This window comes from Streptomyces sp. C1-1, assembly GCF_050214755.1.
In the GTDB taxonomy this organism is placed as follows: domain Bacteria; phylum Actinomycetota; class Actinomycetes; order Streptomycetales; family Streptomycetaceae; genus Streptomyces.
In genome coordinates this window covers 1,492,522-1,507,695 of record NZ_CP189826.1, presented here as the reverse complement: position 1 = coordinate 1,507,695, position 15,174 = coordinate 1,492,522, and the positions used below count along the sequence as shown (strand labels likewise).

Genomic DNA, 15,174 nt, shown 5'->3' with positions numbered 1-15,174 from the left:
TGGTCGAGGCAGCCGGGGCGCATTAGCGTGGGAGAACTGTCCGTACCGGCACGCCGGGAGCCCCGGATGACCACAGACAGCACTTCCCGCCCCTTGTGTCCCATGCACCGCATCGACCTCCCCGAAGCGGGGCCGCCGCGCCCGGCCGCCCTCGCCACCGGAACCCCGGTGTGGCTTGTCACGCGGTACGCCGACGTACGTCATGTGCTGATGGACCCGCGTTTCGACAGAAGGTCGCTGTACGCCGAGGACGCGCCCCCGCTGCTTGTCGTACCGAACCTGCTGGACGACCCGAACGGCCTGCTCAACATGGACGGGGAGGCGCACCGCAGGCTGCGCGGCACCGTGCAGCGGGCGTTCACGCCCCGGGCGATCGCCCGCTGGCGGCCCTGGGTGGCCCAGGCCGTCGACGCCCTCCTCGACGACTTCACCGCACGCCGGCCGCCCGCCGACATCGTCGAGGGCTTCACGCGCCCGCTGCCCGTCTCGGTGATCTGCCGGCTGATGGGCCTGGACCACCTCGACCGCCAGCGCATCCGCCACTGGGCCGACCACGCGCTCTCCGGCGGCGCCCACACCCGCGAGGAGGTGTCCGCGGCACTGACCGAGTTCACGGCCTTCGGCGCCGACCTGGTCGCCGAACGGCGTAAGTCGCCCGGCGACGACCTGGTCAGCGGCCTGGTGGCGGCGGGCGACAGCCTCGACATCGACGAGCGGCAGTTGGTGCGCCTGGTGTGCGGGCTGGTGGTGGCCGGCCACGAGACGACCATGACGGCGCTCGGCAACATCGTCGTCTACCTGCTCACCGACGCCCAAGACGTCTGGTCCGGGCTCGCCGCCGACGAGGAGACGGCGGCGGGCGCGGCGGAACAGCTGCTGCGCGCCGTCCCGCTGAGCGAGGGCCGGGTGCTGCCGGGACTGATCCGCCGCGCCGTCGAGGACGTCGAGGTCGGCGGGGTGGCCATCCCGGCGGGCGCGGTGGTCGCCGTGCAGACCAATGCCGCCGTCCGCGACCCCGACGTGTTCCCGCCCGGCCCGCCGGACCCCTTCACCCCCCTGACCTCACCGACCCTGATCTTCGGTGCCGGACCCCACCACTGCCTCGGCGCCTGGCTCGCCCGGCTGGAACTCGGCCTCGCCCTGCACCGGCTGGCCTCCCGGCTCCCCGGCCTGCGCGCCGAGTTCACGCCGGAGACGATCGAGTGGCGGGAGGGCCAGCTGACGCGCAGTCCGCGCAGACTGCCGGTGTCGTGGTGAACTCCCCCCGCTACGGGCGCAGTTCGCGATCACCCGACGGCCGTGACCACCACACTCCCTCGCCGTGGGTGAGACCCGGCAGCCGCAGCTCGACCTCGCGCACCCGGCGGGCCGGCACCTCACCGGTGATCACCCAGGAGGTGCTCCCGCCCGACGTTCCGGTGAACTCCGCGCCGGACTGGGCGAGTTGTGCGGTGACCGGCGCGAGGGCGTCGAGCGGGACCTCCGTCTCGAAGGCGTGGTAGGGCTCGTACAGCCTGGTCCCCGCGCTCTCCAGGGCGCGGCGCAGCACGACCGGCGTGAGGGTGCGGAAGTCGCCGGCCGTGCTCATGACCGAGCTGAAGCCGGACCGGATCAGCGTCACCCGGCAGTCCGTCACCGGCGCGCCGGACAGCCCGCCGAGCATGCTCGCGTGCACGGAGTCCTCGACGGCCTGGTGGAAGGCCCGGGGCAGGGCGCCGAGTTCCGTGTCGTACGCGAACACGTTGCCTAGCCCCCGCGGTCCCGGCTCCACGCGCAGCCCGACCGTGGCCCATACACGGCTGCCGAGGTGCCACGGCATCTCGGCGGCCGCCTCGCCCACGGCCCGGGGCCGCTCCAGGAACCGGACGCGGCCCGGTTCGAAGTCGGCCTCGATGCCGAAGTCCTGCGCGAGCGTGGCCGCGAGCACCTCCATCTGCACCTCGCCGTACAGCAGCAGCGCGGTGGCGCCGGCGGCCGCGGGCCGGGCGTGCAGCAGCGGGTCCTGGTCGGCGAGGGTCAGGAGGGCCGCGCGCAGGGGCGCCGCCTGCTCGGGGCGGCGGGCGCGCACCAGGGTCTGCAGTGTCGGCGGGGCGAACCGCTGTGCGCCCTCGGACGGGGGATCGCCGAGCCGGTCGCCGACGCGGATGCCGCCGATGCCGGTGACCGCCGCGATGTTCCCGGCGGTGAGCGGGCCGTCCCGGCCGATCACGACCAGGCCGTTCGCCCGGCCGGAGACCTCGGTGGTGTGCCCGTCGGCCTCGCGCCGCCGGAACGTCAGCCGCTGGCGCGGGGAGACCTCACCGTCGTACAACCGCAGGTAGGCCGTCCGCTCACCGCCCGGTCCGGGTCGTACGGCGAACACCGTGCCGCGGGGTGCGCCGCCCCGCGCCGGGGCGGGCGGGACCAGCCGGACCAGGCCGTCGACGAGCTCGGCCACGCCCTGTCCGCCGAGGGCCGAGCCGAAGAAGACGGGATGGAAGGAGCCGTCGGCGGTGCGGGCCGCGAGCGCCCCGCGCAGATCGTCCGGGGTGGGCTCGGGGCCGTCCACCAGCCCGGCGAGCACGTCCGCGTCGACCTCGGCGAGCGCCTCCGCCAGCCGGCCGTCCCCGGGCGGGCGCCGCGTCACCCGGGCGCCGGGGGTGCCGAGGCCCGACACGTCGGTGAGCGCGGCGGCGTACGGCGTCAGCCTGAGGCGGATGTCGGCGAGCAGGTCCGTGGAGCGGGCGCCCGCCCGGTCGATCTTGTTGACGAAGACCAGGGTGGGCAGCCGCAGCCGCCGCAGGGTCCGCATCAGCACCCGGGTCTGCGCCTGCACGCCCTCCACGGCGGACAGCAGCAGCACCGCGCCGTCGAGGACCTCCAGGGCGCGCTCGACCTCGGCGATGAAGTCGGAGTGGCCGGGGGTGTCGATGAGGTTGATCTGGGTGTCCCCGACGGTGAGGGCGGCGACGGCGGAGCGGATGGTGATGCCGCGCTGCCGCTCGATCCGGCCGTCGTCCGTACGGGTGTCGCCGGCGTCGACACTGCCGAGCCGGTCGATCGCCCCGTGGTCGAACAGCAGCCGCTCGGTGAGGCTGGTCTTACCTGCGTCGACGTGGGCGAGAATGCCGATGTTCAGGGTGTGCATGCGGGGTCGTTTCCTCGAAGACCGTGGGCCGGTGGGGGCGCTGGGTGATTTCGAGGAGTCGGCGCATGCGAGGGGTCCTGACGTGAGGGGACTCGGACGGTCACATCATGGCGTGCGGGCTCGCGTGCGGCGCAACCGGATTTTCCGGCGTCAGTAGCATGAAGGACCGTACGTGATCATGCGAGGAGCGGATCGTGCGAGACATCTCCGTGTTCAGCGGCAGCGCCCACCCCGATCTGGCCGCCGAGGTCTGCGCCCATCTCGGTGTGCCGCTCAGCCCGACCCGCGTCAGCAGGTTCGCCAACGACTGCCTCGAGGTGCAGCTGCAGGCCAACTGCCGGGAGAGGGACGTCTTCCTGATCCAGCCGCTGGTGAAGCCGGTCCAGGAGAACCTGGTGGAGCTGCTGCTGATGTGCGACGCGGCGCGCGGGGCCTCGGCCGCCCGGATCACCGTCGTCATGCCGCACTACTCCTACGCCCGCTCCGACAAGAAGGACGCGCCCCGCATCTCGCTCGGCGGACGGCTGGTCGCCGACCTGATGGTCGCGGCGGGCGCGAGCCGTGTCCTGACCATGACCCTGCACTCGCCGCAGGTCCACGGCTTCTTCTCGGTCCCGGTCGACCACCTGCACGCCCGGCGCGAGCTCGCCGCCCACTTCCGCCGGCACGACCTGTCCCGCACCACCGTCGTCTCACCGGACCTCGGCAACGCCAAGGAGGCGGCCGCGTTCGCGCGGATGATCGGCGCCCAGGTGGCCGCCGGCGCCAAGCAGCGCTTCGCCGACGACCGGGTCTCCATCAGCTCGGTCATCGGCGAGGTCGCCGGCCGGGACGTCATCGTCCTGGACGACGAGATCGCCAAGGGCAGCACGGTCCTCGAACTCCTGGAGCGTCTCAGAGAGTTGGAGCCCCGCTCGATCCGGGTGGCCTGTACGCACGGGCTGTTCGCCGCCGGGGCGCTCAAACGCATCGGTGAGCAGCCCGACGTACTGGAGATCGTGTGCACCAACACCGTGCCGGTCCCGGAGGAGGAGCGCACCGAGAAGCTGCGGATCCTCACCGTCGCCCCGGCGCTCGCCGAGGCCGTGCGCCGCATTCACAACGGGGAGTCCGTCAGCGCCCTGTTCGACGCGCCCCGGAGCGAATAGACATGAGGTAGTGGAGCAACGCTCGGCATCACCAGGGATGCTCAGGAGGGGTTGCAGTGGCGAAGGCGAAGTTCGAGCGGACCAAGCCGCACGTGAACATCGGGACCATCGGTCACATCGACCACGGGAAGACCACGCTCACGGCGGCGATCACCAAGGTGTTGCACGACAGGTTTCCCGACCTGAACCCGTTCACGCCGTTCGACCAGATCGACAAGGCGCCCGAGGAGCGGCAGCGCGGCATCACGATCTCGATCGCCCATGTGGAGTACCAGACCGAGCGCCGGCACTACGCGCACGTCGACTGCCCCGGACACGCCGACTACATCAAGAACATGATCACCGGCGCGGCCCAGATGGACGGCGCGATCCTGGTCGTGGCCGCGACGGACGGGCCGATGCCGCAGACCAAGGAGCATGTGCTGCTGGCCCGGCAGGTGGGTGTGCCGTACATCGTCGTCGCCCTGAACAAGACCGACATGGTGGACGACGAGGAGATCCTGGAACTGGTGGAGCTGGAGGTCCGTGAGCTGCTGACCGAGTACGAGTTCCCCGGCGACGACGTGCCCGTCGTCAGGGTGTCCGCGCTCAGGGCCCTCGACGGCGACCCGCAGTGGACCCAGTCCGTGATCGACCTGCTCGACGCCGTCGACGAGGCGGTCCCGGAACCGCAGCGGGACGTGGACAAGCCGTTCCTCATGCCGATCGAGGACGTCTTCACCATCACCGGCCGCGGCACCGTCGTCACCGGCCGGATCGAGCGCGGGGTGCTGCACGTCAACAACGAGGTCGAGATCATCGGCATCCACGAGCAGAAGACGAGGACGACCGTCACCGGCATCGAGATGTTCCGCAAGCTGCTCGACGAGGGCCGGGCCGGGGAGAACGTCGGCCTGCTCCTGCGCGGCGTCAAGCGGGAGGAGGTGGAGCGCGGGCAGGTCGTCATCAAGCCCGGGACGGTCACCCCGCACACGGAGTTCGAGGGGCAGGCGTACATCCTGTCCAAGGACGAGGGCGGCCGGCACACGCCGTTCTTCGAGAACTACCGGCCCCAGTTCTACTTCCGCACGACCGACGTCACCGGCGTGGTGACCCTGCCCAAGGGCACCGAGATGGTCATGCCGGGTGACAACACCGGCATGCACGTCCAGCTGATCCAGCCCATCGCGATGGAGGAGGGCCTGAAGTTCGCCATCCGTGAGGGCGGCCGCACGGTCGGCGCCGGCCAGGTCACCAAGATCCTCAAGTAGTGGCTCCGACGGCGCTCACCACGACCCGGACGTGGCCTCGGGCTGACCCAGGGCCGCGTCCACGGTCGCATGCGGGGGCAGCAGTTTCGCCAGTCCCGTGACCCGCATGATGCGCAGCGTCAGAGGATGCGTGCACACCAGCCGCAACTCGCCGTCCTGGTCGAGGATCCGGGTGCGGGCCCGGTACAGCAGGCGCAGCCCGGAGCAGTCGAAGAAGTCCACGGGCCGCAGATCGATGACCAGCCGGACGTCCTGACGCGCCGTCAACCGGTCCAGGTACGGACCGATCTCGACGGCGGCGGCGATGTCGATCTCGCCGCGGAACTCCAGCACCGTGTGTCCGCGGTCCTGTCGGACCCGCAGATGCCGGGTCAGCGGCGCCGGTTGCTGCTCCACGACGACATCGCCTCCACCTGCTCCGACGCTGTGGGTTTGCAGGTCACCGGGGGCCGGGGTGACAACGTTCCGTGAGCCTACGAGCGTCGGCCCGTCCCCTGGGTACCGAGTGAGCACAAAAGCGTTCCCCGCCCTGCAAGTTACCCTCGATGGAGTGAATTTGAGCATGTTCGATTGACATATGTCTTCGAATTGCGGTGAACGGCTACGACAGCGCGTGCCAGGCCTTGGACAGGGACTGGCGCAACTGCTCGGTCTGGTGGGCCGTGAGATCGCGGACCATGCGCTCCTCCAGCTCCCGGACCGGCTCCGCGTGCTGTTCGAGCAGTCGCCGGCCCGCGTCGGTGAGCAGGATCAGCAGCTCCCTGCGGTTGCGCGGATTGCGCTCCCGGCGCACCAGCCCCCGGTTCTCCAGGGACCGTACGAGGTCGGCGATGGACTGCGCGGTGACGAACGAGTCGCGGGCGAGCTGGGCGGCCGACAGTCCGTCGTGGCGCTCCAGCACGGTGAGCGCGGTGTACTGCAGTGCGGTGATGCCCGCAGGCTTGACCAGCTCGTCCAGGTGTGAGCGCACCACGAGCTCCACCTGCTTGACCATGTAGAGCAGGGACGGCGATGTCTTCGTAGCCTGGGAATCGGACATGGGTTCAGCGTAGAGCATTGACAGGAAACCTGTCCGTAATGAAACTGCGAACCAACAGGATTCCTGTTTGTTGAAATCTTGGCGAAGAGGCTGAGGAGTGGCGATGACCACCTTCGAGATCGAACCCGGACGGCTGTTCGTCGGGGGACAGTGGCGCGATGCCGCCGACGGAGCGCGCACCGAGGTGGTCGACCCGTCCCGGGGCGCGGTCCTCACCACCGTCGCGGAGGCGGGCGCCGCCGACGTGGACGCGGCGGTCCGGGCCGCCCGGGAGGCCTACGACGGCGGCGCCTGGTCGGGGCTGAGCGGCCGCGAGCGCGGCCGGATCCTGCACCGGGTGGCCGAGCTGATCCGCGAGAACGCCGACGACATCGCCCGTCTGGAGAGCCTGGACGTCGGCAAGCCCATCTCGCTCTGCCACGCCGTGGACGTGACCAACGCCGCCAACGACTACGAGCACTTCGCCGCCCTCGCCCACTCCCTCGACGGCGCGGTCCGCGACACCCCCATGAACGCCCTCGCGTACACCAAGCGCGAACCGCTCGGTGTGGTCGCCGCGATCACGCCGTTCAACTTCCCGCTGATCCTGGCCGGTTCGAAGATCGGCCCCGCCCTCGCGGCCGGCAACACCGTGGTGCACAAGCCGGCCGACGAGACCCCGCTCAGCGCCCTGTACATGGCCCGCCTCTTCCAGAAGGCCGGCGTCCCCGACGGCGTGGTCAACGTCGTCACCGGCACCGGACCGGTGGCCGGCGAGGCCCTGCTGCGCCACCGCGGCATCGACAAGGTCGCCTTCACCGGTTCCACCGCCGTCGGCCGCCATGTGGCGGGCGTGGCCGGCGAGGCCCTCAAGCCCGTCACCATGGAACTCGGCGGCAACGCGGCCCACATCGTCTTCGAGGACGCCGACCTGGAGAAGGCGGTCGGCGCGATCATCAAGGCGTTCGTCTTCAACACCGGCCAGTTCTGCATGGGCGGCCCGCGCCTGCTGGTGGCCCGCCCGGTCTACTCGACCCTCCTCGGCATCCTGGCCGAGGCCGTCCCCGGCGTGCCGGTCGGCGACCCGCGCGACCCCGGGACCGTCGTCGGCCCCATGGCGGGGGAGAAGCACCTGAAGAAGGTCGAGGAGTACGTCGACCTGGCCCGCAAGGAGGGCGGCCGCATCGTGGCCGGCGGCGAGCGGCTCGACCTCGACGGCGGCTACTACTACAGGCCCACCGTGATCGCCGATCTGTCGAACGACTCCCGGGTCGTGCAGGAGGAGATCTTCGGCCCCGTCCTGACCGTGCAGCCCTTCGACACCGAGGACGAGGCCGTTCAACTCGCCAACTCCACGCCGTACGGCCTCGCTTCGGGCGTCCAGACCGCCAACCTCGCCCGCGCCCACCGCATCGCCGACCGGCTCCAGGCGGGCATCGTGTGGATCAACGACTGGGCCATGCTCGACCCCGCGGTGCCCTTCGGCGGCGTCAAGGACTCCGGTTTCGGACGCGAGTACGGACCCGAGGCCCTCGCCGCCTACACCAAGGTCAAGTCCGTCGTCGTCTCGCTCGACTGATCCCGGCTGAACACGCCCGAACCACAGAGGAGTTCGTACGATGTCCATCACCACCCGCGCCGCGGTCGTCGAGTCCGGCGGGGCACCCTTCACGCTCGCCGACGTCGAGCTCGACGAGCCCGGACCGCACGAGGCCGTGGTCCGCATGGTGGCCACCGGCCTGTGCCACACCGACCTCGGTGTGGCGAGCGGCGGCCTGCCCTTCCCGCTGCCCGGCGTGCTGGGGCACGAGGGCGCGGGCGTCGTCGAGGCCGTCGGCCCGGCGGTCACCGGCGTCGCGCCCGGCGACCATGTCGTGCTGTCGTTCACCTCGTGCGGCGAGTGCCGCAACTGCGACGGCGGCCATCCCGCCTACTGCGCCACCTGGCTGCCGCTGAACCTGATCGGCGGCCGCCGCGCCGACGGCAGTGGCACCATCAGCCGCGACGGGGAGCCCCTCGGCGGCCACTTCTTCGGACAGTCCTCCTTCGCCGAGCGCGCGCTGGTGGACGAGCGCAGCCTCGTCAAGGTCGACCCGGACGTGCCGCTGGAGTCGATCGCCCCGCTGGGCTGCGGTGTGCAGACCGGGGTCGGCGCCGTCTGGAACGTGCTGAAGCCGGCCACCGGCAGCACGGTCGTCGTCCTCGGCGCCGGAGCCGTCGGGCTGTCCGCGGTCATGGCGGCCGCCCTGACGCCCGCCACCACCGTCATCGCCGTCGACCGGGTCGCCGAACGCCTGCTGTTGGCACGGGAGTTGGGAGCCACCCACACCGTGAACGCCGGGGAGGAGGAGCTCGGCGAGGCGCTCGCCGGGATCACCGCGGGCCAGGGCGCGGACGGAGTCGTGGAGACCACGGGCAACGTCGGCGTTCTGCGCCAGGGCGTCGACGCCCTCGCCGCCCGCGGCACCCTGGTCGTCGTCGGCGCTCCGCCCTTCGGCACCGAGGTCGCCCTGGACGTCAACGGGCTGCTCGGCGGCAAGCGCGTCGTCGGCCTCACCCTCGGCGACGCCGAGACCCAGTCCTTCATCCCGTCCCTGGTCCGGCTCGTGAAGGACGGCCGGCTCCCGCTGCACCGCCTGATCAGCACCTATCCGTTCGCGGACATCGACCAGGCGGTGCGGGACATGCGCGCGGGCAAGGCGATCAAGCCCGTGCTGACGTTCTGACTCAGCCGACCGTCAGGACCAGCTTCCCCGTGGTCCGGCCGGTGTCGCCGAGCCGATGGGCCTCGGCGGCATCGGCCAGCGGGAAGGTGCCGGCGATCGTCGGGCGCAGCTTCCCCGCCTCCACCAGCTCCGCGATCGCCGTCATACCGCTGTGCGAGGCGTCCACGAGCATCCGCAGCGACCGGACGCCGAGGCGCTCGGCCTCCTCGTGGAAGTCATTCGAGCCCACGGGCAGGATCGACACCACGATGCCCCCCGGACGCAGCACTCGCAGTGAGCGGGTCGAGGTGTCGCCGCCGATCGTGTCCAGGACGACGTCCACGTCCTTCACCGCCTCGGCGAAGTCCGTCTCCCGGTAGTCGACCGCCTCGTCGGCCCCGATGTCCCGCAGGAAGTCGTGCTTGGCCGCGCTCGCCGTGCCGATCACGTACGCGCCGCGCGCCTTGGCGATCTGCACGGCCACATGCCCGACCCCGCCGGCCGCCGCGTGGATCAGCACCCGCTGCCCCGGCCGCACGTCCGCGTACTCCGCCAGCGCCTGCCAGGCGGTCAGCGAGACCAGCGGCAGCGCACCCGCCTGCGTGTGGTCGATCGAGGCCGGCTTGTGCGCGAACCAGCGCGCCGGGCCGGTGACGTACTCGGCGTGCGAGCCGTGACCGAACGGGTAGGACAGCATGCCGAAGACCTCGTCGCCGGGCTTGAAGCGGGCCACGCCGATCCCGACCGCCTCGACCACGCCCGAGACGTCCCAGCCCAGGACGAAGGGCGGCTCGCCCAGGAAGCCGCCGGTCGCGCGGTGCTTCCAGTCGGTCGGGTTGACGCCGGCCGCGCGCACGCGCACCAGCACCTCGTTCGTGCGGGGCTCGGGCCGCGGCAGCTCTACTTCCTTCAGTACCTCGGGACCGCCGAGGACGTCCTGGCTGATGGCTCGCATCGTCTTCACAGTGCTCATGGTGAACCAGCCTGCCGGGCTCCGCCGCCCCGGGAAATGGCACGATTGCCAACCTTCGATAAGATCGTGCCATGCGTGGTGAACAGCGGGTGGAACGGGTCGTCGTACTGGCCCTGGACGGTGTGTATCCCTTCGAGCTCGGCATCCCCAGCCGGATCTTCGGCGCGGCCGACGGCCGGTACGAGGTGCTGACGTGCAGCGTCGACGGCCGACCGGTGCGCTCCTGCGCGGACTTCACCATCGGCGTCGAGCACGGACCCGAGATCCTGGCCACGGCCGACACGGTGGTCGTCGCCTCCATGACGCCCTCGCGCATCCCCGCCGAACTGCCCGCGGAAGTCTCCGACGCGCTCGCCCGCATCCGTCCCGACGCCCGGATCGTCTCCATCTGCACGGCCGCCTTCGTGCTCGCCGCGGCCGGGCTCCTCGACGGCCGGAAGGCCACCACGCACTGGCAGGTCACCGACGCCTTCCGGCGCCGCTACCCGCGGGTCGACCTCGACCCGGACGTCCTGTTCGTCGCCGACGGCCGCATCCTCACCTCGGCCGGCGCCGCCTCCGGCGTCGACGTCTGCCTGCACATCGTCCGCACGGACCACGGAAGCGAGCTCGCGAACTCCGTGGCCCGCCGCTGCGTGGTGCCGCCCTTCAGGGACGGCGGCCAGGCCCAGTACATCGAGCAGCCCGTTCCGGAGAACGGCGCCGCCGGAACGGCCGCCACGCGCGCGTGGGCGCTGGAACGCCTCGACGAATCCCTCACCCTGTCCGACCTCGCCGGCCACGCCCGGATGAGCCTGCGTACCTTCGCGCGCCGCTTCAACGAGGAGGTCGGCATGAGCCCCGGCCGCTGGATAGTCCAGCAGCGCGTCGCCAGGGCCCGGCACCTGCTGGAGTCCAGCGACCTGTCCGTCGACCAGATCGCCGGCCACGTCGGCTTCGCCACGGGCGCCTCCCTGCGGCAGCACCTGCACGCCGCGATCGGCGTCTCGCCGCAGACGTACCGCCGCACGTTCCGCACGGCGGCCGGGTAGGCCCGAACGTTTCGTGCCGCGTCCGCGTCGCAGGAGCGGAGGACGGCGAGGGGAACAGGGGTGGGGATGCGCGCGGGACTGGTGGCGACGACGGTGCTGGTGGCGTCGGCGGTGGTGGCATGCGGTGCCGACAAGGGACGGGCCCTGGTCGTCACCGGCACCCCGCCGGCCGTACCGTACGGCGGGCCGCTGCACGTGCCCGTGAAGCACGTCGACGAGGACGGCGCCCGGGCCGCACGCCTCGCGTCGGGGGCCGCCGGCCGGGCGCTGGAGTGCGACGGGGAGATCTACTCCGGCGCGGGCAGCGACCCTTGGAGCAAGGGCGACGGAGGCAGTACGCCGGAAGAGGGCCTCAAGGCCTACTTCGACTTCGAGCAGCCCGACGTCCCGCACTACGGCTACCGCGTCGAGCGCAGGGAGGCGGACCGCGTGCTGTACTCCTTCGACGTCGGCGGCCGGACCAAGGTGGCGGTCGTGGTCGCCAAGGACCAGAAGAACAGGCCCGGTTGGGGGCCGGAGACCAGCGCCTCCTGCGACCCGGCGGAACTCCCGGCGAGCTTCACCGACACACAGCCGTACGAGATCTGGACCGACCGGGACGGCAGGCGGGTGCCGGTCGCCAAGGTGAGCGGTGGTGCCGGGCCCGAGCACTGCGACTGGCAGAAGGCGCACTTCCTGTCGCTGGGCGAGGGCGGGCGCGGGTCCGGCGGCAGGACGTACGCCCGTGACCCGGACGGCGTGCTCCCCGACGGCATGCTCACCGTCCCGTACGACGGTGACGTGCGGATGCCGGCCGACGCCCACGACACCGGATACCGGTACCACGAACGGGAGTTGTGGCTCACCGGCGACCCGTCGAGGGCCTACGTCCGTACCTCCCACGGCGTGGAGGCCTGGGCGCGGGTGAAGGACGGCTACGGCTGCAAGTGAGCGCGGGTCAGCGGCTGGCGTGCAGGGCGACCAGCAACTGCCAGACCTCGTCGGCGATCCGGGCGGCGTCACCGTCCAGCAGGCCGTGCAGCCAGTCGGCCAGCACGCCGGCGAAGGTGGCGGCCACCGCCGAGGCCACCAGCGGGGCGTCCGCCGCGCCCGCGCGCTCGCGTTCACGGAGGCTGTAGGCGCGCAGATCCCGGTGCAGCACCCGGCCGAGCGGGCCGCCGCCCCCCGGGGTCAGCAGCTCGCGGTACAGGCCGGCGTGCGGGGCGAGTGAGGCGAAGAACTCCGCCAGCGCGGGCGGCGCGTGCACCGGATCGGGCCTGCCCGTCCAGGAGTGCAGCGCCTCGACGGCCTCCCGTACGACGTCCGCGCACGCGTCGACCGCCAGCGCCTCCAGGCCGTCGTAGTGGACATAGAACGTGGCCCGCCCGACCCCGGCCCGCCGCACCAGGGCCGCCACACCGACCTCGGCCAGCGGCCGCTCGGCGCACTCCGCGAGCAGCGCCTCGCGCAGCCGTGTCCTGGTGCGCGCGGCCCTCGGGTCCTCGGGCGCGGGACGGGTCACTGCGCGATCAGGACGGCGGCCAGGGCGAGGGCGCCGGGCAGAGCCTGCGCGAAGAGGATGCGGCGGTTGGCGGTGACGGCGCCGTAGACGCCGGCGACCACGACACAGGAGAGGAAGAACACCTGGGCACGGTAGCCGGTCGGGTCGGCCGCGATCAGGCCCCAGACCAGGCCGGCCGCGAGAAACCCGTTGTACAGGCCCTGGTTGGCGGCCATCGGGGCGGTCGCCCTGGCCATCTCCGGGTCGAAGCCGTGCAGCGCCTTCCCGGGCTTCTTCTGCCACAGGAACATCTCCAGTACCAGGATGTAGGCGTGCAGGGCGGCCACCAGAGCGACCAGGACATCAGCGAGCGTCGCCATGGCGACCTTCCTTTCGTGGACAGGTGTCCACTATAGCTGGACACCTGTCCATGAAGTGCAGAGGTGGTGTAGCCGGGCGACGGGGGCGTACTTCCTGGCGGAGAGTGATGGAACCCTCACTTCCACCGGGTGTTCGAGGTTGATCCTTTCGGGTTCAAACCCGATAAGCTCCCGTTCGGCACTGCGAGTTGACGGATTACGTCCGTTCATTTCGTGGTGCGCACCCATGAGTGCGGAACCCCCTTGTACACCCCCCTTGTTCGTTCGTGTCGCTACGAAGGATGCAGATGGAACTCGCCACTCCGCCGCCGGCGGCGCGGGCCCCTGTCGCCTGGTACAGCTGGTGGTTGATGCCGCTGGCCTTAGGAGGCGGGACGGTTGCCGCCACGTTCATGAGCTCCGAGCGAATAGCCGCCGGCGTCGCGGGTGCCGCGGCGACCGCCGCGAGCGCCGTCTGCGTACGGCTGCTGGTCCGCACCCGGGCCCAGCTCAGCCGCTCCGAGAACTCCTTCCGCACGACGCAGGCGGAGCACTCGCAGCAGTGGCAGCAGCATGTGTCGGTGCTGGAGCGGAAGTTCACCGCCGAGCGCGCCTCCCTGGAGGCCCAGCTCAACGAGCAGTCCAGCGGCTACGAGGCCCAACTCGCCGAGCAGAGCTCGGCGTACGAGGCCCGGCTCGCCGAACAGACCCGTGCCTTCGAGGCGCGGCTCGCCGAGCAGGTCGAGTCCTACGAGGCCCGGCTCGCGGAGCAGAACGAGGCCTGGCAGGAGCAGCTGGCCCACCAGCACGCCGCCGTCGCGCGGCTCGCCGACGAGCAGTTGCCCGAGGCGCTGAAGCAGCTGCGCGCCGGTGAGGCGATCGAGGACCTGCTGCCCGCCGGCAACCAGTGCGCCAAGGTCAGCTCCGACCTGCAGGCCGAACTGCGCAAGGTGCTGCGCACCGCGCTGATCGGTGTGGAGGAGGAGTTCAACCGCTCGACCTCCGCCGAGCAGGCCGTGATCAGCATCGGCAACCGCATCCACGTGCTCACGAGCAAGCTGCGTGGCCGGCTGCACGAGATGCAGGGCGAACACGGCCGGCTGCCCGCGGTGGCCCGCGGCCTGATGGAGCTCGACCAGCAGCTCGGCCCCGCCGACTCGCTCGCCGCGAGCATCGGCGTACTGGGCGGCTCGGACCGCCCCGGACGCCAGTGGCAGGAACCGCAGCGACTGCTGAGCGTGGTGCGCGGCGGCATCGGCCGGATCAAGGACTTCCACCGCGTCGAGGTACGGCATCTGCCCGAACTCGGCGTGGACGGCGGCCTGGTGGACCACCTCACCCTGGTCTTCGCGCAGCTGCTGGACAACGCGGCCCGCTACTCACCGCCCACCGAGCCGGTCATCGTCTCCGGCAAGGAGGTCCCCAACGGCGTCGGGATCGAGATCCAGGACTCCGGCAAGGGCCTGAGCGAGGAGAAGAAGCGGGAGGCCGAGGAGGCACTGGCCGGCACCGCGGCCGGACCCGGCATCGGCGGTATCTCCGAGGACGCCAACATCGGTCTGCGGGTCGTCGGGGCCCTCGCCCGTCGCTACGGCATCCGCGTCACCTTCGCGGACTCGCCCTGGCTCGGCACCTCGGTGGTCGTAGTGGTCCCGCACAAGTACTTCAGCCCGCTGCCCGCCACGACCCCGGTCACCGCCCAGGTTCCCGCGGCCCCGCAGGCGCAGGCGACCGAGGCGGCCCCTGCCGCCCCGTCCTCGCCCGCCCTCACGGTGGCCGTCCCGGCCGCCGCCGAGACCGTGACCGAGGCCGGTGACTCCGTGGACACCACGCCCGGCGGACTGCCACGACGCCGCAGCAAACGGCACGAGACGGTACGGCACGAGCCGGCCGACCGTGCCGGGCGGACCGGGGAGAACGCGGTCCACGCCGTCCCGCCGGACGCCTCGTTCGCGGGCCTGGCCGCCTTCGCAACCGCCGGCCGCACGTCCGCCGAGGAGCCCACCGGGGAGTCAGCCGAGGGGGACATCACGCCTGACGGCCGTGAGTCCAACGAGCACCGCACTGAAGAGAGCGACTAGTC

14 protein-coding genes are annotated in these 15,174 nt (G+C 71.7%); 8 read left to right on the top strand and 6 right to left on the bottom strand.

What is annotated here, in order from left to right; translation table 11 throughout:
- Nucleotides 1-66: 66 nt before the first annotated feature.
- Entirely contained in the window at nt 67-1,257 is a 1,191-nt protein-coding gene (locus tag ACQF4J_RS06850; RefSeq protein WP_351580711.1) for a cytochrome P450, read from the top strand.
- Nucleotides 1,258-1,267: 10 nt separating this feature from the next.
- Here the strand turns inward: ACQF4J_RS06850 and otr(A) are convergent, their stop codons facing one another.
- Nucleotides 1,268-3,127: a tetracycline resistance ribosomal protection protein Otr(A) gene (otr(A), locus tag ACQF4J_RS06845; RefSeq protein ID WP_351580708.1), complete on the bottom strand. Its 1,860-nt coding sequence runs from the start codon at nt 3,125-3,127 to the stop codon at nt 1,268-1,270.
- 194 nt (nt 3,128-3,321) lie between these two features.
- On the opposite strand from otr(A), the gene ACQF4J_RS06840 reads away from it, so the two are divergent.
- Together ACQF4J_RS06840 and tuf are read left to right on the top strand one after the other, a co-directional pair.
- Nucleotides 3,322-4,275 carry a ribose-phosphate diphosphokinase gene (locus ACQF4J_RS06840; RefSeq protein WP_351580705.1) on the top strand — a complete coding sequence of 318 codons (954 nt, stop codon included), beginning with the start codon at nt 3,322-3,324 and terminating at the stop codon, nt 4,273-4,275.
- A gap of 56 nt (nt 4,276-4,331) precedes the next feature.
- Nucleotides 4,332-5,525 carry an elongation factor Tu gene (gene tuf, locus ACQF4J_RS06835; protein WP_351580702.1) on the top strand — a complete coding sequence of 398 codons (1,194 nt, stop codon included), beginning with the start codon at nt 4,332-4,334 and terminating at the stop codon, nt 5,523-5,525.
- A gap of 15 nt (nt 5,526-5,540) precedes the next feature.
- Here tuf and ACQF4J_RS06830 read toward each other — a convergent pair whose 3' ends face one another.
- Nucleotides 5,541-5,921 (bottom strand): anti-sigma factor antagonist, encoded by a 381-nt coding sequence (locus ACQF4J_RS06830; RefSeq protein WP_351580699.1) that lies wholly within the window; start codon nt 5,919-5,921, stop codon nt 5,541-5,543.
- Between the two features lie 205 nt (nt 5,922-6,126).
- On the bottom strand, nt 6,127-6,564 hold the full coding sequence (locus ACQF4J_RS06825; protein ID WP_351805702.1) for a MarR family winged helix-turn-helix transcriptional regulator: 438 nt from the start codon (nt 6,562-6,564) through the stop codon (nt 6,127-6,129).
- A 103-nt stretch (nt 6,565-6,667) separates the two neighbouring features.
- Here ACQF4J_RS06825 and ACQF4J_RS06820 point away from each other — a divergent pair, with 103 nt between their 5' ends.
- On the top strand, nt 6,668-8,122 hold the full coding sequence (locus ACQF4J_RS06820; protein WP_427165100.1) for an aldehyde dehydrogenase family protein: 1,455 nt from the start codon (nt 6,668-6,670) through the stop codon (nt 8,120-8,122).
- A gap of 40 nt (nt 8,123-8,162) precedes the next feature.
- Nucleotides 8,163-9,269: an NAD(P)-dependent alcohol dehydrogenase gene (locus tag ACQF4J_RS06815; protein ID WP_427165098.1), complete on the top strand. Its 1,107-nt coding sequence runs from the start codon at nt 8,163-8,165 to the stop codon at nt 9,267-9,269.
- Nucleotide 9,270: 1 nt separating this feature from the next.
- Here ACQF4J_RS06815 and ACQF4J_RS06810 read toward each other — a convergent pair whose 3' ends face one another.
- Nucleotides 9,271-10,221 carry an NADP-dependent oxidoreductase gene (locus tag ACQF4J_RS06810; protein WP_351805706.1) on the bottom strand — a complete coding sequence of 317 codons (951 nt, stop codon included), beginning with the start codon at nt 10,219-10,221 and terminating at the stop codon, nt 9,271-9,273.
- Nucleotides 10,222-10,292: 71 nt separating this feature from the next.
- Between ACQF4J_RS06810 and ACQF4J_RS06805 the strand changes: the two genes are divergently transcribed.
- Nucleotides 10,293-11,252, top strand: a complete 960-nt coding sequence (locus ACQF4J_RS06805) for a GlxA family transcriptional regulator (RefSeq protein WP_351580684.1) — start codon at nt 10,293-10,295, stop codon at nt 11,250-11,252.
- A 66-nt stretch (nt 11,253-11,318) separates the two neighbouring features.
- Nucleotides 11,319-12,182, top strand: a complete 864-nt coding sequence (locus ACQF4J_RS06800; protein WP_351805708.1) for a hypothetical protein — start codon at nt 11,319-11,321, stop codon at nt 12,180-12,182.
- Between the two features lie 7 nt (nt 12,183-12,189).
- Here the strand turns inward: ACQF4J_RS06800 and ACQF4J_RS06795 are convergent, their stop codons facing one another.
- A complete protein-coding gene (locus ACQF4J_RS06795) occupies nt 12,190-12,753 on the bottom strand; it encodes a TetR/AcrR family transcriptional regulator (RefSeq protein ID WP_351580678.1) in 564 nt (187 codons plus the stop codon).
- Nucleotides 12,750-13,112: a DUF1304 domain-containing protein gene (locus ACQF4J_RS06790; RefSeq protein ID WP_351580675.1), complete on the bottom strand. Its 363-nt coding sequence runs from the start codon at nt 13,110-13,112 to the stop codon at nt 12,750-12,752. Before ACQF4J_RS06790 ends, ACQF4J_RS06795 begins: the two co-directional genes overlap by 4 nt.
- Nucleotides 13,113-13,399: 287 nt before the next feature.
- Here ACQF4J_RS06790 and ACQF4J_RS06785 point away from each other — a divergent pair, with 287 nt between their 5' ends.
- Nucleotides 13,400-15,172: an ATP-binding protein gene (locus ACQF4J_RS06785; protein WP_351580672.1), complete on the top strand. Its 1,773-nt coding sequence runs from the start codon at nt 13,400-13,402 to the stop codon at nt 15,170-15,172.
- The last annotated feature ends 2 nt before the right edge of the window (nt 15,173-15,174 follow it).

Coding starts and splice junctions, on each gene's coding strand:
- ACQF4J_RS06850 (WP_351580711.1), top strand. CDS start 67: ATGACCACAGACAGCACTTCCCGCCCCTTGTGTCCCATGCACCGCATC.
- ACQF4J_RS06785 (WP_351580672.1), top strand. CDS start 13,400: ATGGAACTCGCCACTCCGCCGCCGGCGGCGCGGGCCCCTGTCGCCTGG.
- ACQF4J_RS06810 (WP_351805706.1), bottom strand. CDS start 10,221: ATGAGCACTGTGAAGACGATGCGAGCCATCAGCCAGGACGTCCTCGGC.
- ACQF4J_RS06805 (WP_351580684.1), top strand. CDS start 10,293: ATGCGTGGTGAACAGCGGGTGGAACGGGTCGTCGTACTGGCCCTGGAC.
- ACQF4J_RS06815 (WP_427165098.1), top strand. CDS start 8,163: ATGTCCATCACCACCCGCGCCGCGGTCGTCGAGTCCGGCGGGGCACCC.
- ACQF4J_RS06820 (WP_427165100.1), top strand. CDS start 6,668: ATGACCACCTTCGAGATCGAACCCGGACGGCTGTTCGTCGGGGGACAG.
- ACQF4J_RS06800 (WP_351805708.1), top strand. CDS start 11,319: ATGCGCGCGGGACTGGTGGCGACGACGGTGCTGGTGGCGTCGGCGGTG.
- ACQF4J_RS06825 (WP_351805702.1), bottom strand. CDS start 6,564: ATGTCCGATTCCCAGGCTACGAAGACATCGCCGTCCCTGCTCTACATG.
- ACQF4J_RS06790 (WP_351580675.1), bottom strand. CDS start 13,112: ATGGCGACGCTCGCTGATGTCCTGGTCGCTCTGGTGGCCGCCCTGCAC.